Origin of the sequence: Rothia sp. P4278 (assembly GCF_048512945.1) — a bacterium.
GTDB lineage: Bacteria > Actinomycetota > Actinomycetes > Actinomycetales > Micrococcaceae > Rothia.
In genome coordinates, this window is record NZ_JBLXXU010000005.1 from 94,398 (window position 1) to 117,536 (window position 23,139).

18 protein-coding genes are annotated in these 23,139 nt (G+C 55.2%); 17 read left to right on the top strand and 1 reads right to left on the bottom strand.

Annotated elements, in window-relative coordinates; all coding sequences use genetic code 11:
* The first annotated feature begins 21 nt into the window (after positions 1 to 21).
* From rplT to ACN085_RS09720, 14 genes are all read left to right on the top strand, one after another.
* Positions 22 to 405: a 50S ribosomal protein L20 gene (rplT, locus tag ACN085_RS09655; RefSeq protein WP_419100154.1), complete on the top strand. Its 384-nt coding sequence runs from the start codon at positions 22 to 24 to the stop codon at positions 403 to 405.
* A gap of 337 nt (positions 406 to 742) precedes the next feature.
* Positions 743 to 1,585, top strand: a complete 843-nt coding sequence (efeU, locus tag ACN085_RS09660; protein ID WP_419105132.1) for an iron uptake transporter permease EfeU — start codon at positions 743 to 745, stop codon at positions 1,583 to 1,585.
* Positions 1,586 to 1,602: 17 nt separating this feature from the next.
* Entirely contained in the window at positions 1,603 to 2,775 is a 1,173-nt protein-coding gene (gene efeO, locus ACN085_RS09665; RefSeq protein ID WP_419105131.1) for an iron uptake system protein EfeO, read from the top strand.
* Between the two features lie 85 nt (positions 2,776 to 2,860).
* The gene (gene efeB, locus ACN085_RS09670; protein ID WP_419111400.1) at positions 2,861 to 4,144 is read left to right on the top strand and encodes an iron uptake transporter deferrochelatase/peroxidase subunit; all 1,284 of its coding nucleotides are present in this window, start codon (positions 2,861 to 2,863) and stop codon (positions 4,142 to 4,144) included.
* Positions 4,145 to 4,332: 188 nt separating this feature from the next.
* On the top strand, positions 4,333 to 5,772 hold the full coding sequence (locus tag ACN085_RS09675) for an NAD-dependent epimerase/dehydratase family protein (RefSeq protein WP_419111401.1): 1,440 nt from the start codon (positions 4,333 to 4,335) through the stop codon (positions 5,770 to 5,772).
* A gap of 48 nt (positions 5,773 to 5,820) precedes the next feature.
* Positions 5,821 to 6,750: a TrmH family RNA methyltransferase gene (locus ACN085_RS09680; protein ID WP_419111402.1), complete on the top strand. Its 930-nt coding sequence runs from the start codon at positions 5,821 to 5,823 to the stop codon at positions 6,748 to 6,750.
* Positions 6,751 to 6,801: 51 nt separating this feature from the next.
* A complete protein-coding gene (locus tag ACN085_RS09685) occupies positions 6,802 to 7,236 on the top strand; it encodes a (deoxy)nucleoside triphosphate pyrophosphohydrolase (RefSeq protein WP_419111403.1) in 435 nt (144 codons plus the stop codon).
* A gap of 165 nt (positions 7,237 to 7,401) precedes the next feature.
* Positions 7,402 to 8,124, top strand: coding sequence for a hypothetical protein (locus ACN085_RS09690; protein WP_419100147.1), 723 nt, complete (start codon positions 7,402 to 7,404; stop codon positions 8,122 to 8,124).
* A gap of 1 nt (position 8,125) precedes the next feature.
* Positions 8,126 to 9,214 (top strand): DegT/DnrJ/EryC1/StrS family aminotransferase, encoded by a 1,089-nt coding sequence (locus ACN085_RS09695; RefSeq protein WP_419111404.1) that lies wholly within the window; start codon positions 8,126 to 8,128, stop codon positions 9,212 to 9,214.
* Between the two features lie 14 nt (positions 9,215 to 9,228).
* Positions 9,229 to 11,040: an ABC transporter ATP-binding protein gene (locus tag ACN085_RS09700; RefSeq protein WP_419111405.1), complete on the top strand. Its 1,812-nt coding sequence runs from the start codon at positions 9,229 to 9,231 to the stop codon at positions 11,038 to 11,040.
* A 140-nt stretch (positions 11,041 to 11,180) separates the two neighbouring features.
* Positions 11,181 to 13,835, top strand: a complete 2,655-nt coding sequence (locus ACN085_RS09705) for a rhamnan synthesis F family protein (RefSeq protein WP_419111406.1) — start codon at positions 11,181 to 11,183, stop codon at positions 13,833 to 13,835.
* Between the two features lie 302 nt (positions 13,836 to 14,137).
* Positions 14,138 to 15,196, top strand: a complete 1,059-nt coding sequence (pheS, locus tag ACN085_RS09710) for a phenylalanine--tRNA ligase subunit alpha (RefSeq protein ID WP_419100242.1) — start codon at positions 14,138 to 14,140, stop codon at positions 15,194 to 15,196.
* Between the two features lie 3 nt (positions 15,197 to 15,199).
* Complete coding sequence (gene pheT / locus ACN085_RS09715; protein WP_419111407.1) at positions 15,200 to 17,752, top strand: phenylalanine--tRNA ligase subunit beta; 2,553 nt, start codon at positions 15,200 to 15,202, stop codon at positions 17,750 to 17,752.
* 195 nt (positions 17,753 to 17,947) lie between these two features.
* On the top strand, positions 17,948 to 18,604 hold the full coding sequence (locus tag ACN085_RS09720) for a hypothetical protein (protein ID WP_419111408.1): 657 nt from the start codon (positions 17,948 to 17,950) through the stop codon (positions 18,602 to 18,604).
* A gap of 83 nt (positions 18,605 to 18,687) precedes the next feature.
* Here ACN085_RS09720 and ACN085_RS09725 read toward each other — a convergent pair whose 3' ends face one another.
* Entirely contained in the window at positions 18,688 to 19,665 is a 978-nt protein-coding gene (locus ACN085_RS09725) for a quinone oxidoreductase family protein (protein ID WP_419100141.1), read from the bottom strand.
* Positions 19,666 to 19,782: 117 nt separating this feature from the next.
* On the opposite strand from ACN085_RS09725, the gene argC reads away from it, so the two are divergent.
* The 3 genes from argC (at position 19,783) to argB (ending at position 23,133) form a co-directional block, all read left to right on the top strand.
* Complete coding sequence (argC, locus tag ACN085_RS09730) at positions 19,783 to 20,829, top strand: N-acetyl-gamma-glutamyl-phosphate reductase (RefSeq protein WP_419111409.1); 1,047 nt, start codon at positions 19,783 to 19,785, stop codon at positions 20,827 to 20,829.
* Complete coding sequence (gene argJ / locus ACN085_RS09735; protein ID WP_419111410.1) at positions 20,826 to 22,043, top strand: bifunctional glutamate N-acetyltransferase/amino-acid acetyltransferase ArgJ; 1,218 nt, start codon at positions 20,826 to 20,828, stop codon at positions 22,041 to 22,043. Before argC ends, argJ begins: the two co-directional genes overlap by 4 nt.
* A 79-nt stretch (positions 22,044 to 22,122) precedes the next feature.
* Positions 22,123 to 23,133, top strand: a complete 1,011-nt coding sequence (gene argB, locus ACN085_RS09740; RefSeq protein ID WP_419105116.1) for an acetylglutamate kinase — start codon at positions 22,123 to 22,125, stop codon at positions 23,131 to 23,133.
* Positions 23,134 to 23,139: the final 6 nt, after the last annotated feature.

Sequence of the window (23,139 nt, forward strand, 5' to 3'; positions counted from 1 at the left end):
ACAAGATGTAAGGAGACACACGTGGCACGTGTGAAGCGCGCGGTAAACGCGCATAAGAAGCGCAGAGTAATCCTGGACCGTGCATCGGGCTATCGTGGCCAGCGTTCACGCCTTTACCGTAAGGCTAAGGAACAGGTCACTCACTCACTGGTATACAGCTATGACCACCGTCGTAAGAAGAAGGGTGACTTCCGTCGCCTGTGGATTCAGCGTATTAACGCTGCAGCCCGCGCTGAAGGTCTGACCTACAACCGTTTCATTCAGGGTCTGAAGGCTGCTGAGGTTGAGGTTGATCGTCGTATGCTGGCTGAGCTGGCTGTCAACGAGCCCGCTGCTTTCTCAGCTCTGGTTGAAATCGCTAAGAACAACCTGCCTGAGGACACTTCAGCTCCCAAGGCTTCCTAGTCTTTGAGCTTCCTCTGTCCCCGGCCCTGCCTGGGACAACGGACCGCCTTCCACTCTTCTACCCCTAGGTAGGGGGAGTGGGAGGCGGTTTCTTTATGCGCCCTACCCCCTGTCTTCTACAGGCCCGTCTTTCTCTCTTGAACCCGGGGTGAACAATGGGGTCAAGAGAGAAAGGGCGGGGGTAGCCGAAGGGGGTAGATCTTAGCGGTCTTTGCTCATTGTTGAGCCAAAAGGCAGGCAGGTAACTGAAATAAGTCACATAAAAATGCTGTTAAAGATGACTTAATGTTTATAATAGGTATACCTAATATTATTTTTTCTGAAGAAACAGGTTTACATGTTCCAAAACTTCCTGATTGGACTGCGAGAGGGGCTGGAAGCGGCTCTGATCGTTGGCCTTTTGCTAGCTTACGTGCGCAAAACAGGTAAATCCCATCTCATCCCTAAAATCTGGATGGGTGTAAGCCTGGCGGTATTGGTTTCTCTGGGCTTCGGGGCTCTGCTCACGTTTGGGCCCAGAGGCCTGACCTTCGAGGCGCAGGAGGCAATCGGTGGGAGCCTGTCCATTATTGCTGTGGGATTTGTAACCTGGATGATTTTCTGGATGGCAGAAAATTCAAAGCATCTTTCCCGTGAGCTTGGCCAAAAAATTGACCTGGTTCAGGCAAGTACTGGAGCCGTTGTCTTACTGGCTGCTTTATCGGTGGGCCGCGAAGGGCTTGAAACAGCTCTCTTTATTTGGGCCGCCTCCCAATCCGTAGGTAACGGAGCCACGGCACTTATAGGAGCTCTACTGGGCATCGCCCTGGCGGTTCTCTTAGCCTGGCTGATCATGCGCGGCGCCCTTAAACTCAACCTGGGGATTTTCTTCCGTTACACCGGGCTCTTTCTAATTTTTATTGCTGCAGGGGTGCTGGCCTATGGCGTTCACGACCTGCAGGAGGCTGGGATTTTGCCAGGCTTGAACTCTCTAGCTTTCGATATTTCTCATCTTATTGCCCCCACCTCCCTGCTGGGCACGCTCCTGAAAGCTATCTTCAACTTCTCCCCGGCTACAACCTGGCTGGAGGCTATCGCCTGGTGTACCTATGTGGGTATTGTGCTTCCCCTCTTTATGGCTAAGAACCGCAGTAAAGTTGTCTCCCCAAGAACTAGCCCCCAACCAAGAACCTCATCCTAGAAACCAAAGGAAAAACTATGAATAAAAATCTTAAGCTGAGCACTCTGGCTCTTTCGGTAGGGCTGTTTGCCTTAACCGGTTGTACCGAAAACGCTAAATCTGATGACAGCACTGAGGCTGTTAAGGTCTCATCTACCGAGACCGAATGTAAGCTCTCAAGCACTGAGGTTAAAGCGGGTAAGAACACCTTCTCTGTGACCAATGATGGTAAGGAAGTCACCGAGTTCTATATCCTGGCCGATGACGGTTTAAGGATTATCTCGGAGATTGAAAATATCGGCCCTGGAATTACCCGAGACTTGACAGTTGAACTGGCCGAAGGCCAGTACAAGACCTCCTGCAAGCCGGGTATGGTCGGTGACGGCATTATGGGGGACTTGAAAGTAACAGCTAATCCTGATGCTTCTCCGGTGGCAGCGGATGAGCAGGCCCTGCGTGACACCGCTGTCAATCAGTACACGGCCTATGTTAAAGATCAGACCGAGCAGCTCAAGACTAAGACAGACCAGTTTGTAGAGGCCCTGCAGTCCGGTGATAAAGACAGTGCTCGCTCCCTCTACCCCCAGGCCCGTATCCACTATGAACGTATCGAGCCTGTAGCGGAATCCTTTGGCGATCTTGACCCCCTGCTGGATGCACGAGAAGCTGACCTGGAAGACGGGCAGGAGTGGACAGGCTGGCACTTGCTGGAGAAAGATCTCTGGCAACCTACCCCCGAAGAAAATGGTGGTAAGCCCTACACCCCCTTGACCGATGATGAGCTCAAGAAAGCAGCTCTTGAACTTCAAGAAAACACTCAGAAGCTCTATGACCAGACTCGTGATTTAGATCTAACCGTCGACCAGATTGCTAACGGTGCTAAGAGCCTACTGGATGAGGTTGTTTTCTCTAAGATCACCGGGGAAGAAGAGATCTGGTCTCATACTGACCTCTCCGATTTCCAGGGCAATATTGACGGCGCTAGAGTGGCCTTCGAGGACGTACGCCCGCTGCTCGAAGCCAAGAACTCTGAGCTGGGTACCACCCTAGAAGCAAAGTTCGATGACGTCCAGAAGCTCTTGGATCAATATCAGCAAGGTGACGAGTTCACTCCTTACACTGATCTTTCTCAGGAACAGATTCGTCAGCTCTCAGATGCCATTGATGCTCTGAGCGAGCCTTTATCGCAACTGACCGGAGCAATCATTTAGTAGCTCCAGCAGCTTTGCACGGTAAAAGACCTAGGCTCCTGCTCAGTATAAGAGCAGGAGCCTTCCCCATAGAAAGAAGGCTTATATGCCTGAAAAGAAGAATCCAGCACTAGTACTTCCCAGCATGAACCGGCGCGCTGCTATGTTAAGTAGTCTGGGCGTAGCCCTGGTAGCCGGGGGCACAGCCTGTAGCTCTCTGAAAGCATCAGAATCAGCGGCAGAAGACCAGAATAGCTACCCCTTTTTTGGCGAACACCAAAGTGGGGTAGTAACACCCGCCCAAGATCGCCTGCATTTTGTAGCTCTAAAAATTACAGCAGAAACCAGAAAAGAGCTACAAGAGCTCTTCATGGACTGGACTCTGATGAGCCGTAGCTTAATGGCTGGCCAGGATGTGGGGGAGGAAAAGCCTCTTGAATCTCCACCGGATGATACTGGCGAAGCTATGGATCTTCCCGCTGCCCATCTGACCCTTACTTTTGGGCTAGGCCGGTCACTCTTCCTTGACGCGGACGGTAAAGATCGTTTCGGTCTTGCTGATCAGCTTCCCCCGGCTCTCGAAGATATTCCCAAGATGAGTGGCGATATGCTGGAGAGTAACTGGCAAGGTGGAGATGTGTGTATTCAAGCCTGTGCAGATGATCCGCAGGTAGCTGTGCACGCTATTCGTAACCTGGTGCGACTGGCGGCAGGCCGGGCTGCGGTCATGTGGAGCCAGCTAGGCTTTGGTAGGACATCTTCTACCTCCACCGCGCAGATCACCCCCCGTAACCTCTTCGGTTTTAAGGATGGTACCGCCAACATTAAGGCTGAAAGTAAGGATTCCCTGGTAGATCATGTGTGGGCTTCTGGCGCTAATTCTGAAGGTAATCCTGCCTGGATGGAGGGCGGCACCTACTGTGCTGTGCGTAAGATCCGCATGCATATTGAGCCCTGGGATCGGACTTCCTTGAAGGAACAAGAAGAAATTATTGGGCGAACTAAGAAAGATGGGGCTCCTCTTTCTGGCGGTGGAGAATTCGATAAGCCAGATTTTTCCATGCAGGGCAAGTCTGGCCCCATTATCCCCGACGATGCCCATATGCGACTGATGCACCCTGATAACCATGGGGGAGCTAAGATGCTGAGGCGAGGCTATAACTATACAGATGGTAGTGATGGCCTGGGCCACTTGGATGCTGGTCTCTTCTTTATCGCCTATGTGTGCGACCCTCGCACTCACTTTGTACCTATGCTCAGAACAATGATGAGTTCTGATGCCTTGAGTGAATACCTACGCCATGTGGGCAGCGCACTCTTTGCTGTTCCCCCGGGGGTCAAAGACCAGGATGACTACCTGGCATCAGGGCTTTTTAAAGCTACTAGCTAGGCAGGTGGGCTGGCTCTGCTTTCTGCATAAGATGGGGGAGTGCCAGCCCCCCTGCCTCAGGGGCGGGGCGCTTTAGCAGTCTTCTGCTCCGTCTATTTGTTTACTTCCTTCCTCTAGGGCTATAGGCTAGCTTATGACCCATAGCACTGTTGGCAGTGACCTCATGATTTTGTGGAAGGTGGCAGGGCATGAAAATCCTACTCACAGGTGCCTCTGGTTATATAGGGGGCAACCTGCTCAAAGAGCTTAAGAAGAACCATCAGGTCATTGCGGTTTCACGCAGCGCCCAAGGCAAGACCAACGAAGAGAACGTCACCTGGGTGGCAGCCGATTTGTTTGCACCTGAGGATAATCAGCGCATTATGCAAGGAATCGATCTGGCGGTTTACCTGGTACATTCCATGCAACCACAGGCCAAGCTGACACAGGCTAGCTTTGAGGATATGGATGCCCTACTGGCTGACAATTTTGCCCGCGCCGCAGCTACCTGCGGGGTCAAACGCATCGTCTATTTGAGCGGGATTATCCCTGATGCCCCTAAGCTGTCGCGGCACCTAGCAAGTCGCCTGGAGTGCGAAAAGATTTTGGGTTCCTATGGCGTGCCGGTGACGACCTTGCGGGCAGGGTTGATTGTGGGGCCGCAGGGTTCTTCGTTCCCTATCCTTCAGTCCTTGGTTCAGCGGCTACCGGGTTTGGTCTTGCCCAGATGGGCCTATAATCGTACTCACCCTGTTGCCTTGGACGATGTGGTCCATGGTTTACTGGCCGTTATTGAGCGTCAGGACTTGGGGCAGCAAGCTATTGATATTGGTGGCCCTGAAGAGATGACCTACCGCCAGCTTTTTGAAGAGACTGCCCAGGAACTAGGTAAGAAACTACCCATGGTAGATGTGCCCCTGATCCCTGTCTGGCTTTCGAAGCTGTGGGTGACCCTGATTAGTGGTAAGCCCATTGAGATGGTTGGCCCCCTACTCGATAGCCTGGTCCACGATATGGTAATCAGCCCTGAACACACAGTTGAGGGGATTACAGATGCCCCGACGACTTTCCGGCAGAGCGTTCGGAGGGCTACCGAGAATCAGGATTCTCCGGGTTATAGCTTACCGAGTATTAAGATTCCCTTTAAGAAGGATATGGAGAACCCAAAGAATGACGTTAAGTCAATCCAGCGGGTGAGGATTCCCGCGTCTTGGTCTGTGCAGGACACGGCTGACTACTATCTGGCCTGGTTGCAACGGGCTAGCTTTAAGGCAGTGAGTACTCGGGTAAGTCAGGGACACGCAGAGATTCACCTGCCCCTGTTGCGGGATCCTATCCTGGTCTTGGATTATTCCCCTGCGCATTCTAGCGAGCAGGATGTAGTGTATGTGATTTCTGGAGGTCGCTTAGCGAGGGTTAAGAACGACGATCGGGCCCGTCTGATCTTCCGCAGGGTGCTGGCTGAGGACAAAGTGATTATCGCTATTCAGGAGTATGAGCCAACCCTGCCCTGGTTTGTCTATACTTTGACTCAGGCCCGTGTTCACCTGGTAGTGATGACAATATTTGGCTACGAGACTGCTGCGTTAGCTACCTGGGAAAATCTTAGCCAGCGACTGAGGTCTAAAAAGGTTAGCATCGCTCTGTAAGTAGATTTCAAGGCTCCTTATTGGACCCGCTCGTGAGAGAATGGGGAAATGGATTTTAGAGAACGCCTCGCTACCCCCGTCGTCATGGAAAACCCTCAGGCTGATCGCGTGAAGGATATCGCCAAACTTGCTACGCGTGCCGCCCGCACTAAGACCGGGCTCTTCCTGGTTGAAGGCCCCCAAGCTGTTCGCGAAGCCCTCTTGGCCCACCAGGCTAAGCCACTGCTAGATGCCGTCTACATCACCGAGCGAGCCTTTGACCGCCACCAGGACATCGCCCAGCTCATGGAAGAAGTCCACGGCACCCCCACCCCCCAGCCGGGCCGTAAGGTCTTCATGCGCATGGTCACCGACCCCGTACTGGCCGCAATGGCTGAGGCTGTTAGCCCCCAGGGCGTGCTGGCTGTGGCCCACCAGCTCGATATCGCCCCCGGCGATATCTGGGGTGAGGGCGCTATCAACCCCACACTGATTGCTGTACTGGCCCAGATTCAAGACCCCGGTAACGCAGGCACTGTGTTGCGTGCCGCAGATGCGGCTGGTGCAGATTTAATCGTGACCACCAAAGGATCAGTGGATCTCTATAACCCCAAGGCTGTGCGCTCCACCGCCGGCTCCCTCTTCCACCTGCCTGTCATTCAGGGTATTGACCTAGAAGATTTTGCCGAGGACGCTAAAGCCCAGGGCCTGGGGGTGCTGGCAGCGGACGGTTACGGCCGGGTGTCCCTGGACGACCTACAGGATGCCGCTTTTGCCCTGCGCAAGGGGGTAGAGCCCCGTAAGAAGGTCAAGTACGATCTGGCTCACCCCACCATGTGGCTCTTTGGTAACGAGGCCGCTGGGCTTAGCGCCCAGGAAAAAGCCGCTGCCAGCCTGCGCGTAGCCGTGCCTCTTCGCGGTGCTGCAGAGTCTCTGAACGTGGGTATGGCAGCCGCTGTTTGCCTCTTTGCCTCATCGCTGGCCCAGAACCGTAAATAATAAAGGGTGATAAGGATGCCTCAAATGGGGGAGCAGGCCCAAGCAAACCGTGTGGAAACCTATCCAGTGCAAGTAGTAGCTGCCGCTATCGTTGATTCCTTGCAGGCTCCCACCCGCCTGCTGGTAGGTCAGCGTTCGGCCCCTCCGGCTTTAGCGGGGTTCTGGGAGTTCCCCGGGGGCAAGGTCGAACCGGGGGAGAGCTGCAGAGAGGCCCTCGTCCGGGAATTACAGGAGGAACTGGGGGTTAGGGTTACCTTAGGCGGCGAATTAGCTGGCCCCCACCCCCAGGGTTGGGTCTTAAACCAGAAAGCGGCCATGCGGCTCTGGTGGGCTCAGATAGCTCAAGGTAACCCGCTGCCACTGCAAGATCATCATCAGCTCCGCTGGGCCCCTTGGGACTTGAGTATCTTAGAGCTCAACTGGATTCCCGCTAACAGAGCGATAGTCAATTCTATGCTCCTTTCGTCAGGTAAAAAATCTCGCTGATATTTATACCGGGAATTACATATAGGGGATATTTCTTACAGGTGTGAAAATTTTTATTCTTAACATTAAGTCTTTGTATCTGCTCTAGCCATCCCCAATTTGTGTTGGAGCTTCAAGAGGGAGACAATAAAAGAAAATTACTTATTGCACATAGGGTGTTGAAAGATGTACGAAATTTTCAAGCCTAATCCCTGGCCAGGACTTGAAGAGCTTGAGGGGTCTGAGAATCGGGGCTTCTGGGTTTACGGTTCCAGCCCCAACACCCTGCAGATATCGGTGGATGCTCAAGTCTATTTCCAGCAACCTCTTTTAGGCTACGTGGACGATCTGGCTCAGCCAGGGCCACACCCTATGGACGGCAAACCGGTTATTCCCTATGCCGAGCTACCTCCAGAATCTTGGGTCATGATTGGTATGACCAAACCAGCCGTCCGCCAGAAAGTTTATAATCGCTGCCGGCACGATGGGCATAAGATTCTGACTGGCACCGGCCTGAGCCCCCTGGTTCCAGCCAGCGCCCAGATCGGCCAGGGTACTTTTGTGGCCCTGCATAGCCGAACAGGCTGGAATACTGTGCTGGGGAGGGGGTCGCTGGTTCTAGGGGATATCGTTGCCCACGACTCGTCTTTAGGTGATTTTAGTGTCCTGGGTATTTCCAGCAGTGTCCTGGGTCATGTTCAGATAGGCCGGGGGGTCATGATCGCTCCCGGAGCTGTGATCCACAATGGCAGGCCCGATAGGCCCTTAACCATTGGGGACGGCGCCCTCATTGGGGTTGGTGCAGTGGTTGATCGTGATGTCCCCGCTGGGGCCACCGTCATGGGGCTGAGGGCTATGCCCAAGGAGAATATTCTCAGGCTCAAAGACCTAGCCCAGGAGCAGGACTAAAATGACCGGTAAAGCTCTCACTCTGGGCGTGCCCACAGCACCCGATCGGGCCCTTTTCCACCAGCTCAGCGAGCAGGTGTTCGCCTCGGGCCAGTACGCCAATAACGGACCTCTTGCGGCTCTCTTTGAAATGAAATTAGGGCAGCTGTACGGTCAAGAGCTGGCTCTCTTCACTAGCTCTGGGACGAGCGCTCTTACTTTAGCCTTGCAGGCCCTAAAATTACCTCATGGCACGGAAGTTCTGACTCCTGCCCTGACATTTGTGGCTACTTCTAGCGCTATCGAGGCAGCCGGTCTGAAGCCTCGATTTGTTCCCTGCCACCCGGTTAGTCTCACCCTTGACCCTGGGCGGCTGGAACCCTATATCACTCCAAGGGTGGGGGCAATTCTGGCGGTTCACCTGCTGGGGGTAGAATGTGACAGCCAACTTGATGCCTTGGCTCAGCAACACCAGCTGCCCCTTATTTACGACGCCGCCCACATCTTCCCGCAGGAACCTGAAGGCGCAAAAGAGCTGCTAGGGCGGGGCCGTTTCAGCTGCATTTCACTGCATGCCACTAAGCTGCTTCACTCTGGTGAGGGCGGGGCAGTCTTTTGCCAGGACCCCCAAGACCTGCCTTACCTACAGCAGATCAGAAACTTTGGCCTCAATGCCGGAATCCCGCAGGCATTCGGAATCAACGGAAAAGCTAGCGAACTCTCTGCCGCCCTAGGGCTGGCAGTTATCCCAGAAATAGGCAAAGAACTGGTAGCCCGCCGCGCTCTTGCCCAAGAACTCGATGCCATTATGCAGGCCTCACCCCGGGCCTGGGTACATCAGCGGGGTAGACACTCCAATATCTTCTACGCCTTTCGCTGTGAACCTGGTGAGCAGAAGCAGCTGGTTCAGCAGTTGCAGGAGAAAAAGATTATGGCCCGTACCTTCCCCGCTCTGACTCAAGAGGGCAGTTACTGGTCCCGGTATGCGCTAGATGACCTCCCCCTCAGGCAAGAATCTGATGAACTGGCCCAAAGTTTTGTGGCCCTGCCTTTCCACTCTCAGGTAGATCAGAAGCACCTAGAAAGTATCTATGAGGTACTCAACCCGTGAAGTCTATTAAAAGTTTGAATAGCATTTTTGTTTTCCGCCGCCTGCTTGATCAAAAAACCCGGGGGAAACTTCTCATCCTGCTGGCCTTCTCCCTGCTGATTGCCCTAGTAGAATTGGGAGCTACCTTCTTAGTGCCGGTTCTGGTGCTGACCCTGAGCGGTAACTATCAGAGCCCCGGTGTTCAACGATTCGGTGACTTTCTGGGTACTACTTCTCAGGGTGAGCTCATCATCAAGACCACCCTGACTATTGTGGTCGTCTTTGTGCTCAAAGACATCAGCGCTTTGCTCTTTAGGCGCTGGTATTTGAGTTTTATCCTGCTGAACGAAGCGGAAACCTCAACTCGGCTTTTGTCCACCTACCTTAGTTCAGGTCAAGAGGAGCACAACCAGCGTAGTTTTTCAGTTGCCCTGCGCCGGCTTGAACATTCGGTACGTCAGTCCTATTCAGGCTATCTCTCTAACCTGGTTTTACTGGTCAGCGATGTACTGACGACCCTATCGATGATTGTGGCAATTTTTCTTATTCTGCCGCTGAGCTACCTGGCCCTGATTGCTATTACTACACTGATTTCTGTCGTCTTTATTAAGATTATCGGTAAGGTGTCACAAAGTGTGGGCGCCAAGAATCTGAGCATCTCACAAGACCACTACAAGATGATACTCAGAGCCATGGGAGGCTTTAGCGAGTTTAAGATACGGGGCACAGAACACAAGGTGATTGAGGATTACCGCCAGGTCTCCAGAAACCTGGCCTTGGTTAATCGCGACATGGGTATTCTTGCTGAGCTACCACGCTATATTCTTGAGATAGTTTTTCTCTCGTGCTTGCTTTTAGTTGTTCTGGCATCGGGTGAGCCCTCCAGCCACGACCTGGCCTATCTGGGAACAGTGGTCATCATCTCTTTTAGAGTCCTGCCTAGTATGCACCGGATCATTAGTTCTTACACGGTGATGCGTATATCAACCCCTGCGGTCTATGAGGTTCTTGAAGAGCTAGAGGCAACATCTAGCCCCGCCCCAGTTACCCTCTTGCCCAAGCACCCCGCCGGGCAAGCAATTGAAGAGTTCAAGGAGGCGATTTCCTTTACGGGCCTGAGTTACCGGTTTAGTGACAGCAAGGATGAACAGTACGTTATCAGAGACATCACCGGTGATATTCCCAGAGGGGCTAGGATAGCCATTGTAGGGCCCAGCGGAGCCGGGAAAACGACTTTCATTAATATTCTTTGTGGGCTTTTACCCGGTTACAGCGGTAGCTTATGCATCGATGGCATAGATGTCAGGAAGGATTGGGCAGGCTTTAGGAAGCTCATCGCTTTGGTCCCGCAAAAGCCCTATATCGCTGAAGCCAGTCTGCGGGAGAACATCGCCTTTGCCTTTGGTCAGGAGGAAATCGACCAGAGAAAAATCGAAGAGGCGGTTAAACTTTCAGCCCTGACCGATGTGGTGGAGGGCCTGCCCCAGGGCTTGGACACGATCTTGCCCGAACAGGGCAGAGGACTCTCAGGCGGTCAGTGCCAGAGAATCGCCATAGCTCGAGCACTCTACCGCAAAGCACAGATACTGATCTTGGATGAGGCAACATCTGCCCTTGACGATGACACAGAGTTTTTGGTGGATCAGGCTATTAGGTCATTACCTGAAACTATGACCGTTTTGTGTATTGCCCACCGGATGAGCACTATCGCAAGTATGCGTCAGGTGGCGCTTTTTGAAGCCGGTCAGGTGGCTTCTTTTGGGTCCTACTCAGAGGTTTACGCAAACAATGTCACCTTTAAACGCTGGGTTGATCGTAACCAGGTTTTGTTGAATAAAAAAGCTTAGTTCTTGGGAGCCGCTATCGGGTCCAAGGAGTTGGTAGTGGCACCGACAAACAAAGTTTTCGGGACCGTACCATGTGAGAAACCCTGCCTTTATCAGGGGCTTTGAAGATCATAAGGTGCAGGCAGAAAGGCAAGATAAATATGGAAAATCTATCAAGCTCCCCCTGGGGGGCCCTGAACCCAGAAGTCCCAGACGGCATTTTTGATGAGGACTACTACCTCAGGACCTACACCGATGTTCTCAATTATGAGGGTAGCCCCTGGGAACATTTTATCTTCTGCGGAGACAGGGAGGGCCGTTCCCCCAACGCGGAGCTGGACATTAACTTTTATAAGCGTTGCTATATGCCTCTGGAAAGTACTTACGCGGGCCACCACTATATCCTCAGAGGTAGACCCCTTGGCTATCACACCCGTCCCCGCCAGATACCTGCCGGGCTGACGGGAGAAAAAGTTCTCAAAGATTTTCACACCCGCCCCTGCCCCCTACTTGTCTTGGGCAATGATGTCCACAAGGCAGGTGCCCCCTTACTTCTGCTTGAATTACTCAGTGCACTGAAATTGTTAGGTTATCAGCCCCTGGTGGTGCTGAGGAACGGGGGAGAGCTTTACGAACAGTACCGCGCAAAGTACCCGACCTACATCTGTGAAGAGGGCTGGGACGTTCAAGAAATTTTAGAAGCACTGCCTCCGAAAACTCCGGTGATAGCCAACACCTGCTGGGGCGTGCAACTCTTATCTGAAGGTCCAGAATCCGCCAGAGAGTTCTCACTGGCACTGATCCATGAAATGCCGGACTATGTCAGGCAGAACTCTTTAATGCCAGCTCTCCAACAGATGCCTCACCTGGTCTTTGCCACCGAGGCTGTCCGCTTAAGTTATCAGCATGAGCTGGAGCCCACGAGCAAGAGTTCCGTTGTGGTTCCAAGCATCAAAGAACACTCTGTCAGCAATAAAGAAGCCAACCGGTTACGGCTTGAACTGGCAAGGCACCGGACCCTAGGGGACATATATATATCGGCTGGGTACGGGGACCGGCGAAAGGGATTTGACCTATTTATTGAAGTGGCCTGGAAGATTCTGGCCAGAGAACCTAAATCAGTTTTCATCTGGTTAGGTGAGCTATCTGCCTGGGCGCTTGAGATAGCCCAGGAGGCCCGACAGCAAGGTTTGCCTTTGATCACACCTGGCTATGTGGCTAACTCCCACACCTGGTATGCGATTTCGAGCGCCTATCTCTTGACCTCCCGCCAAGACCCGGGGCCAACAACTGCTATTGATGCTCTGGGCCAGGGCCTGGCTATGGTTGCCTACCGCTCCGACTTAGGTATTTTAGATATCTTCAGTGCTGAGACTGCCTGGGTGGGTCAGTTGGTGGAACCCTACGATAGCGACTCAATGGCTGAGCAGGCTCTGGAACTAGTGATGAGTGACACCCCGGAGAAGCAAGGGCGACGGAAGGAGTTTGTAGCTACTATCGGCAGCTCCAAGAGATACGCTCATGAGTTGCTGGATCTGCTGCCTGCTGGTGCCCATAAGCCCTCTGTTCTCCGTTCTCAGCTGGGGGAGCGCCTAGCCTGGCTAAGACCCCTCAAGCATCTTCTGCAGGTTCAGATCCTTGGGACCTGTAAACAGGCTATCCAAAGCACCCCGGTATACAGTAAGGCTTACTCAGCTCTGGGCCCCATCTACCATTGGGGTTTTGCTCAGGTAGCTGTGAATCCCCTAGACCCGGCCCAAGGCTCAGAACCAAGAACGACAGATTCGGCTGCCGAGGTCATGGCTATCAAGCCTTGTCAAAGGAGCTGGGTTCAGTCTCTTGATTCCTTGAGATTTATGACGACCCCTTTCATCGCCCACCTGGTCCGCTACCCCGGTGACGAAATCAAAGTTCTCAGGGCTATCGAGGATCTAGCTCTTTCTTCACCTTTGGCCGAAATTCGGCAGTATGATTCCAAAAAGTTGCCCGGCTGGGTAGCAAAGCGCAAAAGTCCCCCCTTGGCTCCCTGCAGGAGCAGACAGAAAGCTTCCGTGCAATATGTTGACCCCAACGCTCTGGCATCGGAGAAGCCGCTGAGCCGGCTCCCCCGTATAGCGGTCTTCATCCACATGTTTTACCTGGAATCTTGCCCGGTGATCAAAAAGTATCTCGAACATGTGCCCCAGCCCTATGACCTCTATATCTCCACGAACACGCTTGCTAAGCTCCAGGCCATCGAAGGCTGGTTCCCCGATGCCAGAGTAAAAATCGCTGAAAACCGGGGCCGGGACATCATGCCTAAGTTTGTAGTCTTTGCCCAGGAACATCAAGATTATGACCTGGTCCTTCACCTCCACAGTAAAAAATCCCCCCACAGCGCGGATCTTGACGACTGGCTGGTCTTTATTCTTGATTCTCTTTTGCCCAGTCGCCAGGCAGTAGAGCAGATCATCGGTGCTTTGGCCTCGGATCGGGTGGGTATGGTGGCTCCTTTTCCTCACCCATCGGTTGTAAACTCCTGGAACTGGTCTACTAACTACCCGATTGCCCAGGCACTGACCTGGAAGAACAACTGGGGTCAGCTTCCCAAGAACAAGGACTTTATGTTCCCGGCAGGTAGTATGTTCTGGGCAAGGGTGGATGCTTTGCAACCTATTTTCTCTCTAGGGCTTACGGCAGAGCATTTCCCGGTTGAAGAGGGCCAAAAGGATTCAACGGTGGCCCACGCGCTTGAGCGCCTTTTGGCGATTTCCTGCAGTAAGGCCGGTCATAAGTTCACCATGGTTAACCAGCACAGCTGGCCTCAGCAATCATAAGAACCTGTCAAGCCTGAATTGCTGGGATAACCCTTTGATCTCTGATGCCAACTACCGGCAGCTAGACCACCACCTAGCCCCAGATTTTGCAGACACCCTCTGCAGAACCGTGGTGAGCAGAGCGCCGGCCTCCCGATAGGGGAGCCAGCACCAACACAGTATTTGCACTAGACTTATACCTTGATGATTTGGGCCTAGTGCCCCTACCCAACCGACGTGAAGAGATAGCTTCTATGACTGATCCTTTGCACCAGATACCTGAAAACCCCACACCCTCTCAGGTCCTGGCCAATATCCGCGCAATTCTAGAGACAGACCCGCAGCGGGGCCTAGCTACCGTTGAGGAAGCCTTCCGGGCTGAACTTGACCGAGCCCTGACCGATATTGCTGAGAAGACCCCCACCTTTGAAGACCTCAAGCGGGTTCGTCTAGAGTTTACCGGCGATAAGAGCGGCTTTACCCTAGCTAATAAGCAGATGCGTGATCTGGGTAAAGAACACAAGGCTGACGTTGGTAAGCTCATGGGCCAGGCCCGTGGCCGACTGGCTAAGGCACTCGAAGCCCGTAATACCCAGCTTGAAGAAGAGCGCGATGCCAGGATTCTGGTAGAAGAAGCCGTAGACGTCACCGCCCACACTCCCCGCCGCCGTATCGGTGGCCGCCACCCCATCAGCGTCCTGCAAGAGCAGATGTGCGACATCTTTATTGGCATGGGCTGGGAAATCGCCGACGGCCCCGAGCTGGAATCCGAGTGGTATAACTTCGATGCCCTCAACTTCAAACCGGATCACCCGGCCCGCGAACTGCAGGACACCTTCTTCGTGGAACCGACCAAGGCCCACCTCATGCTGCGTACCCACACGTCACCGGTGCAGATGCGTTCCCTGCTGGAACGTGACCTGCCTCTCTACGTGGTCTGCCCCGGCCAGGTTTACCGCACCGACGAGCTCGATGCCACCCACACCCCGGTTTTTCACCAGATTGAAGGCCTTGCCGTAGATAAGGGCCTAACCATGGCTGACCTCAAGGGCACCTTAGAGCATATGGCTCGAGCTATGTTCGGTGCAGAGGCTAAAATCCGGTTGCGCCCTAACTACTTTCCCTTCACTGAGCCCTCAGCTGAGCTGGATGTTTGGCACCCCGATGCCAAGGGCGGCCCAGCCTGGATTGAGTGGGGTGGCTGTGGCATGGTCAACCCCAACGTCCTGCGCGCCGCTGGTATTGACCCTGAGGTCTACTCCGGCTTTGCCTTTGGCATGGGTATTGAGCGCACCCTCATGTTCCGTAACGGCGTAAGCGATATGCGCGACATGATTGAAGGCGACGTCCGTTTCTCACAGCAGTTCAAGATGGAGATTTAACCCATGCGAGTACCCCTTTCCTGGCTGCGTGAATACGCGCCCGTCCCGGCCGACGCAAGCGCCGAAGATCTTATGGCTACCCTGGTTAAGGTTGGCCTTGAAGAAGAAGACGTTCACCGCCCCACCGATGATCTGACTGGCCCGATTGTGGTTGGTCAGGTGCTGTCCATGGAGCCCGAGACTCACTCCAACGGCAAGACCGTTAACTGGTGCCAGGTGCGTGTGGTCCCCGAGGGGCAGAAACAGACCCTGACCGGTAAGGGTATCGAGGAATCTGGCGTGCAGGGCATTATCTGCGGTGCCCACAATTTCAAGCCCGGTGACAAGGTTGTTGTTACCCTGCCCGGTGCTGTTCTGCCCGGGGGCTTTGCTATCACCGCCCGTAAGACCTACGGCCACAAGTCTGCTGGCATGATTGCCTCCGTGCGTGAGCTGGGCATTGGCGAAGACCATGACGGTATTCTGGTACTCTCCACCCTGGGGCTTGACCCCGAGGTTGGCTCAGATGCCATGGAACTGCTGGGGCTTTACGACCAGGCAGCAGAGGTCAATGTGACCCCGGACCGTGGTTACGGTTTCTCTATTCGCGGCATTGCCCGCGAGTACTGCCATGCGACCGGTAGCGACTTCAAGGACTTCGTGCTGGAACTGGCCGCCAAGGCACCGGCGGCAAACGATGCTGGTCTGACTGTCAGGCTGACCGATTCAGCCCCCATTCATGGCAAGGAGGGTTGCACCCGCTTTGTCACCCGTACCGTCACCGGGGTTAACCCGGCCGCGCCGACACCCCCTTGGATGTCCTCTCGACTGCGCCTAGCCGGTATCCGCTCACTCTCACTGCCGGTGGATATCTCCAACTACGTCATGCTTGAAACCGGCCAGCCCCTGCACTTCTACGATGCAGACAAGCTGGAAGGCGGTATCACCGTGCGCCGTGCCCAGGCGGGGGAGAAGCTCACCACTCTGGATGGCAAAGACCGCGACCTGCACGCCGAGGACCTGCTCATCGCCGATGACTCCGGCCCCATCGGTCTGGCTGGTGTCATGGGCGGTGCCTCCACCGAGGTCACCGACTCAACCAGCACCATCGTGATCGAAGCTGCCCGCTTCGATGAGGTTTCTATTGCTCGCACCGCCCGCCGCCACAAGCTACCTTCTGAGGCCTCCAAACGCTTCGAACGCGGCGTTGACCCGCTGATTCAGGCCGCCGCCGCCCAGCGCGCGGTAGATCTGCTGGTTGAGCTGGCTGGTGCCCAGGTGGCAGAAGGGGTGACCGATACTGGCTCAGCCTATAAACCTACCCTTATCACCCTGCCCAAGGACTACACCGCAGGCCGTATTGGCATTGACTACACCCAGGAACAGATTGTCAGTTCCCTAGAACAAATCGGTGCCAGCGTTGAAACCACCGATGATGCTTACCTGGTCACCGTACCCTCATGGCGTACCGACCTGGGCGATAAGGAAGACCTAACCGAGGAAGTCGCCCGTCTGGTTGGCTACGACCAGATTCCCTCCACCCTGCCCGTTGCCCCTCCCGGGCGCGGCTATACCGTGGAGCAGACCCTGCGCCGCAGGGCACTGAACGCCCTTGCCTCATCGGGCCTGACCGAGGTCTTTGCCTACCCCTTTGTCTCCGATGAAGACAACAACCTGTGGGCCAGCCCCGTAGCCGGTGAAGAGGTTGATTCAATCCGCCTGGCTAACCCCATCTCCTCCGCCCAGGGCTGGATGCGCCGCTCTCTCTTGCCTGGTCTGACCGAGGTTCTTTTACGTAACCTCTCACGCGGTCTCAAGAACCTTGCGATCTACGAAACCGGTCATGTCTTTATCCCCGGGCCCCAGCTTGGCTCGGCCTCCATCCCCGGTCTGGGTGCTAAGCCTGATGATCAAGTACTTGCTGATCTCAACGCCGGTATTCCCGACCAGCCTCGCCACATCGCAGGTATGTTCGCCGGTGCCGAGCACGAGGATGCCCCCGGGCTCACTGCCCGAGCCTTTGACTGGCGTGATGCTCTGGACTCTGTGCTGCTGGTGGCCGATGCTGCAGGTGTCAAGCTCACCGTCGCTAACGGCGAGCATCAGGCCTTCCACCCCGGACGTACCGCTGTATTGAGTAACTCTCAGGGGCAGGTCGTAGCCTACGCGGGTGAACTACACCCCAAGTTGCTGGCTCAGCGTAACCTGCCTGAGCGCACCAGCGCTTTCGAGCTGAACTTCACCGCTCTGCTGGCTGAGGCAGGCCAGGCTGTGCAGGCCACCGGTATTTCCGGTTTCCCTGCTGCTAACCAGGATGTAGCCCTCATCGTTAAGGCTGATATCCCTGCCGCCGATCTAGCCGCCACCTTGGCTGAGGGCGCGGGCGATTTGCTTGAAGACGTTCGTGTCTTTGACGACTACCGAGGCGCCGGCATCGAAGAAGGCTATAAGTCGCTTGCCTTTGCCTTGCGCTTCCGTGCACCGGATCGTACTCTGACTGCTGATAAGGCAAGTGAAGCACGAGAAGCCGGTGTAGCTCTAGCTCTTGAGCGTTTTGGGGCGGTTCAGCGCGCTTAGAATCGTGTAGCCGAGAAGGCCTGTAGATGCCCCCGCCCTAACCGTCCTAGCGGTAAGGGCGGGGGTTTTCATATCAGTGTGAGATAAAGCCACCGCAGTTTGCGGGGCCTTAGCTGTGACTTGTAGGCTTGCAGAAGTAGGCTTTATGATGCCCCTAACATAGGGGCTTTGCAGAAAGATGAGAGGGACCAGGGCATGCCAGAGAACCGGGATATTGTTGAGGACGAGGAACAGGTATCAGATTTTTTTACTTTCGCTGAGGACGGTGAAGAGGACGATGCTGATTCCCGCGGCTCTCTTAGATCTAAGCTAGCTGCAGCCGGTATTATGCTGCTGGTCTCGGTAGTTGCATTTATCCTGCTCATTGGCGGTGTACGTACCTTCAACGAGGCCCGAGCCAACGAGGGCTATGAGAATCGTTCCTGGGTTATTAGCGGAGCAATCGATGATGTGACACCTGATCTGCAGAGCGATAAGAACGTCGCTATCTACTCTGGCAAGCTCCCCGATGATTCTGCTATGGCCGGTAAAACTTTTGTGTCAGATGTGGCTGACCCCGCCAGCGTGAACCCGGGGGATTCCGTTAAATTCCGCGGTTCTCAGACCGGGAGAGTGAGTGCTGACTTCCCCCAGAGAGTCGATGCCCTTTTGGCTCAGACTTCTGATACGGAGCTAATTGTTGTGCGTACGGGTACAGAAGGTAGCCTGGTGCCGGTTACGGAAGACACCGTGAGCTCACAGAAGCGTTCGGCCATGCTTCGCCTGGGCGGGGCCATCCTAGTATTTGGTGCTGGGTTTGTGGCAACCTTCATGCTCATCCGTAAACGTAAAGATGAAGAGTTTATCGATTAGAGGCCAAGCCGCTAGCCAATACACGTACTGAGGCGGGGCCCTAGCCACGAGTGACTAGGGGCCCCGCCTCAGTCTTGATGTGCTTAGGGTACCAGTAAGACTTTGCCCCTGGTTTTGCGGGCTTCAAGGTAGCGGTGGGCCTGGGCTGCGTCAGCTAAGGGGAAAGTCTGGTCGATGCTGAGCTTGAGCTGGCCAGCCTGGATTGCTTGGAAGAGTTCGCCCATACGCCAGGTGACTTCTTCTCGGTTTTGTGAGTAGTGGGCGAGGGTAGGTCGAGTGATAAAGAGTGAGCCTAGGGAGTTGAGCTCTTGGAGGTTAAAGGGCGGCACTTGGCCAGAAGCCCCACCAAAGAGCACGCCCATACCTCGGATTGCAAGCGACTTGAGGGAATCAGTAAAAGTGTCTTTCCCTACCCCGTCGTAGGCTACGGCCACACCCTTTCCGTCGGTGAGCTCATGGACTTTCTGAGCAAAACCTTCGTAGCGTAGGGCATGGTCAGCGCCGTGGGCCAGGGCAATGGCTTCTTTTTCGTCGTTGGATACCGTAGTGATGACGGTTGCCCCCTTGGCTTTGAGGAGCTGGATAGCAATGCCGCCTACTCCACCAGCTCCGGCGTGGAAGAGCACGGTTTCACCTGCCTGGACGGGGTAGGTGGAGTTGATGAGGTAGTGGGCTGTCATACCTTGGAGGGGGAGAGCCGCGGCTTCAACCGGGTCGATGCCCTCGGGGATTAGTAGGCAGAGTTCGGCAGCAGCTGTGAAGAATTGGGCGTAGGTGCCGGTGGCGCTGGCCGTTGCAATCAAGTCGCCCGGCTGAAATTCGGTAACTCCTTGGCCTACCGCTACCACGCGGCCGCTGGCCTCGGAGCCTGGGGTGAAGGGCAGAGGCACAGGGTAGATGCCTGATCGCTGGTAGGTTTCAATAAAGTTCACACCGGTTGCGATGGTTTCTGCAAGAACCTGCCCGGGTGCGGCGGTCGGGGTAGCAAGGTGGTTGAGCTGGAGGACCTCGGGGCCTCCTGTGCTGTGAAGCTGGATAGCTGTCATGGTCTGAGAAGTCATATCTTTAGCCTACTCCCAGGGCAAGGCGGGTATGAAGAAGATGGGGTAAGGAAGTCATACACCCATAGATTATGAATAAATATTTACTGGTATGCAAAAACATGCAATGATGGTGTTATGACTATTACCGTAGCTGTCACCGGAGCCACCGGGTATGCTGGTGGCGAGATTCTCCGGCTCCTAGCCACCCACCCGCAGGTTGAGGTAAAAACTGTTGCCGCGCACTCATCGGCAGGTCAGCCTCTGGGGGATCTAGCCCCTCACCTGCGAGCTTACGCTGATCTGATAGTTGCTGATACAACCGTCCAGGCACTGAGCGGACACGACGCTGTATTCATGGCCCTCCCTCATGGGGCTAGCGCTGAGATAGCCTCACAACTACCCGAGAGCACCCTGGTTATTGATGCCGGGGCTGACCACCGGCTTGATAGCGCCGAGGCCTGGGCCAAATTCTATGGGTCTGAGCATTCTGGCACCTGGCCCTATGGGCTACCGGAGTTACCCTTTACCTGCGGGCAGAAACAGCGTGACCAGCTAGTGGGAGTCAACCGTATTGCCGTCCCAGGTTGCTATCCCACAGCTTCGCTGCTGGCTCTAGCCCCCGGTTTTGCCACTGGCTTACTTGAACCGCAGGACCTTGTGATCGTTGCGGCTTCGGGCACCTCAGGTGCAGGTAAGAGCCTCAAACCGCATCTGCTCTCTTCCGAGATTATGGGGTCCATGAGTCCCTACGGTGTGGGCGGTGCCCACCGGCATACCCCTGAGATCGAAGAAAAACTGTCTGCGGTGGCCGGTCAGCCGGTTCAGATTTCATTCACCCCCACACTGGCACCCATGCCCCGGGGAATCCTTGCTACCTGCACCGCAAAGGTCAAACCCGGTGTTACCGAGGAACAGCTTCGGCAGGCCTGGGCTAAAGCCTATGAGGTGGAGCGTTTTGTTCATTTGCTCCCCGAGGGGAAGTGGCCCACCACCAAAAGCGTTCAGGGCTCAAACCATGCAGAAATGCAGCTAGCCTTTGACACCCACGCCGGTCGAGTCATCGTCACCAGCGTGATTGACAACCTGACCAAGGGCACTGCAGGAGGTGCCATTCAATCCATGAATATTGCTTTGGGTCTGCCGGAGGATGCGGGCCTGTTGCAGGAAGGACTTGCACCGTGAGCGCAACCCAGCACCAGCTCGAAGGGGTTATCACCCAGGGCGTGACCTTGGCACGCGGGTTCCGTGCTGCCGGGGTGAGCGCTGGTATCAGCGCTCTTGAAGGCAAAAAGGACGTTGCCTTGGTGGTCAATGACGGGCCGCTGAAGAACGCTGCTGCCGTTTTTACTACCAACCGGTTTGCGGCTGCGCCGGTGCTGTGGAGTCAGCAGGTGGTCGGCGATGGACGGGTTGATGCGGTCCTGCTCAACTCCGGTGGGGCTAACGCCTGCACCGGTGCTCCTGGCTTCCAAGACACTCACACCAGCGCTGAGCATGTGGCCGATTTGCTCAACATTTCTGCCGGTGACGTGTTGGTATGCTCCACCGGGCTGATCGGGCAGAGGCTCCCCCTGGATAATCTCTTGGCAGGCAGTGAGCAAGCCGCTAGGGCTCTGGGGGTAAGCCCATCCGATTCTTTGGCCGCCGCAGAGGCAATTATGACCACCGATACCGTCCCCAAGCAGGCGGCCATCTGCGTTGAAGTGGAGCAGGGTGGTGACTATCTGATCGGCGGTATGGCCAAGGGGGCGGGCATGCTTGCCCCCGGGTTAGCTACCATGCTGGTAGTACTGACCACCGATGCCGTCTTATCACCTGAAGACCTTGATACCGCCCTGCGCCAAGCCGTCCGTTTGAGTTTCAACCGGGCTGATGCTGATGGGTGTATGTCCACCAATGACACCGTAGTGCTCATGGGGTCTGGTGCCTCTGGACTTGTGCCCGATTTAGTCGGCTTTACCGAGGCTCTGACCAAGGTCTGCCAGGACCTCGCCCTGCAGCTGATTGGTGATGCGGAGGGTGCTAGCCACGACATCCACGTCCGCACCTTCAACGCCGCTACCGAAGAAGAGGCCGAGGAGGTCTCCCGCGCGGTTTCCCGCTCCAACCTCTTCAAGACCGCTATCTTTGGCAATGACCCCAACTGGGGCCGAATTCTATCGGAGGTCGGTACAACCTCAGCAGACTTTGCCCCCGAGAACGTCAATGTCCTGATCAACGGTGTTCAGGTCTGCACCGGTGGTGGTATTGGTCAGGACCGCAAGCTGGTTGATTTGGCGGCTGACCGCAAGGTCACCGTAGAGATTGACCTGGCCGCTGGCGAACACGAAGCCACTATCTGGACTAACGATCTCACTCACGACTATGTGCACGAAAATTCGGCCTATTCTAGCTAGCGTCTGAGATTTTGATCCAGAGAGCCTCAAGACCAGCACATCCGTTTTTACCAGCATCCGACTCCCCAGAAAGAAAGCCATGGCAGAGCAGAAGAACGCCCAGGCCCGTTTTGAAACAGCCCAGGAAAAAGCGAAGACTCTTATGGAGGCCTTGCCCTGGATCCAGCAGTTCCGGGGTAAGGTCATGGTCTTCAAATACGGTGGCAATGCCATGATTTCTGATGACCTCAGGGCTGCCTTTGCCGAAGACATGGTTTTCTTGCGCACCATCGGCATCTGCCCGGTGGTGGTTCACGGTGGTGGGCCTCAGATTACTGCCATGCTGGATAAGCTCGGGATTGAGAGCCAGTTCCGCGGGGGGCTACGCTACACAACTCCCGAGGCTATGGATGTGGTGCGGATGGTGCTCACCGGCCAGGTCGCCCGTGAACTGGTATCACTTATCAACAGTCACGGACCCTTTGCGGTAGCCATGAGTGGTGAAGACGGTGGCCTCCTGCGGGCACACAGGATTACCACCCAGGTGGACGGCCAGGAAGTAGACCTGGGCTTGGTGGGTGAGGTAGTAGGGGTCAACACCACCGCGATGATGTCCATGATTGAGGCAGGTAAGATTCCGGTGATTTCTTCGGTAGCTCCCGAGATATCTGACCCCGATAAGTACCCCGATCACAGCCACGGCTTGGCTGGACTGACGGGAGAAATCTTGAATGTTAATGCCGATACCGCCGCCGCCGCAGTGGCCGCCGCCTTGGGGGCAGAGAAACTGGTTATTTTGACCGATGTTGAGGGGCTCTATGCTAACTGGCCTGACCGGTCCTCCCTGATTAGCTCCTTGAAAGTGAGCGAGCTCCGTCAGATGCTCCCCTCCTTGGTTTCGGGCATGATCCCCAAAATGGCCGCCTGCCTTCAAGCTGTGGAGCAGGGGGTTCCGAAAGCAACCATTGTGGATGGTCGCCTGCCACACTCACCCCTGCTGGAAATCTTTACGGACACCGGCATCGGCACCCAGCTCATCCCCGATGATGTTGAGGACGTCGCCTGGCGTCACCCCGCTCCCGATTTTCAAGTACAGCCACTGACCTACTAGCCTCTG

What these genes read in the sequence shown, in the direction of transcription:
- efeU (WP_419105132.1), top strand. Translation starts at nt 743, where the DNA reads ATGTTCCAAAACTTCCTGATTGGACTGCGAGAGGGGCTGGAAGCGGCT.
- efeO (WP_419105131.1), top strand. Translation starts at nt 1,603, where the DNA reads ATGAATAAAAATCTTAAGCTGAGCACTCTGGCTCTTTCGGTAGGGCTG.
- efeB (WP_419111400.1), top strand. Translation starts at nt 2,861, where the DNA reads ATGCCTGAAAAGAAGAATCCAGCACTAGTACTTCCCAGCATGAACCGG.
- ACN085_RS09675 (WP_419111401.1), top strand. Translation starts at nt 4,333, where the DNA reads ATGAAAATCCTACTCACAGGTGCCTCTGGTTATATAGGGGGCAACCTG.
- ACN085_RS09680 (WP_419111402.1), top strand. Translation starts at nt 5,821, where the DNA reads ATGGATTTTAGAGAACGCCTCGCTACCCCCGTCGTCATGGAAAACCCT.
- ACN085_RS09690 (WP_419100147.1), top strand. Translation starts at nt 7,402, where the DNA reads ATGTACGAAATTTTCAAGCCTAATCCCTGGCCAGGACTTGAAGAGCTT.
- ACN085_RS09695 (WP_419111404.1), top strand. Translation starts at nt 8,126, where the DNA reads ATGACCGGTAAAGCTCTCACTCTGGGCGTGCCCACAGCACCCGATCGG.
- ACN085_RS09705 (WP_419111406.1), top strand. Translation starts at nt 11,181, where the DNA reads ATGGAAAATCTATCAAGCTCCCCCTGGGGGGCCCTGAACCCAGAAGTC.
- pheT (WP_419111407.1), top strand. Translation starts at nt 15,200, where the DNA reads ATGCGAGTACCCCTTTCCTGGCTGCGTGAATACGCGCCCGTCCCGGCC.
- ACN085_RS09720 (WP_419111408.1), top strand. Translation starts at nt 17,948, where the DNA reads ATGCCAGAGAACCGGGATATTGTTGAGGACGAGGAACAGGTATCAGAT.
- ACN085_RS09725 (WP_419100141.1), bottom strand. Translation starts at nt 19,665, where the DNA reads ATGACTTCTCAGACCATGACAGCTATCCAGCTTCACAGCACAGGAGGC.
- argC (WP_419111409.1), top strand. Translation starts at nt 19,783, where the DNA reads ATGACTATTACCGTAGCTGTCACCGGAGCCACCGGGTATGCTGGTGGC.
- argB (WP_419105116.1), top strand. Translation starts at nt 22,123, where the DNA reads ATGGCAGAGCAGAAGAACGCCCAGGCCCGTTTTGAAACAGCCCAGGAA.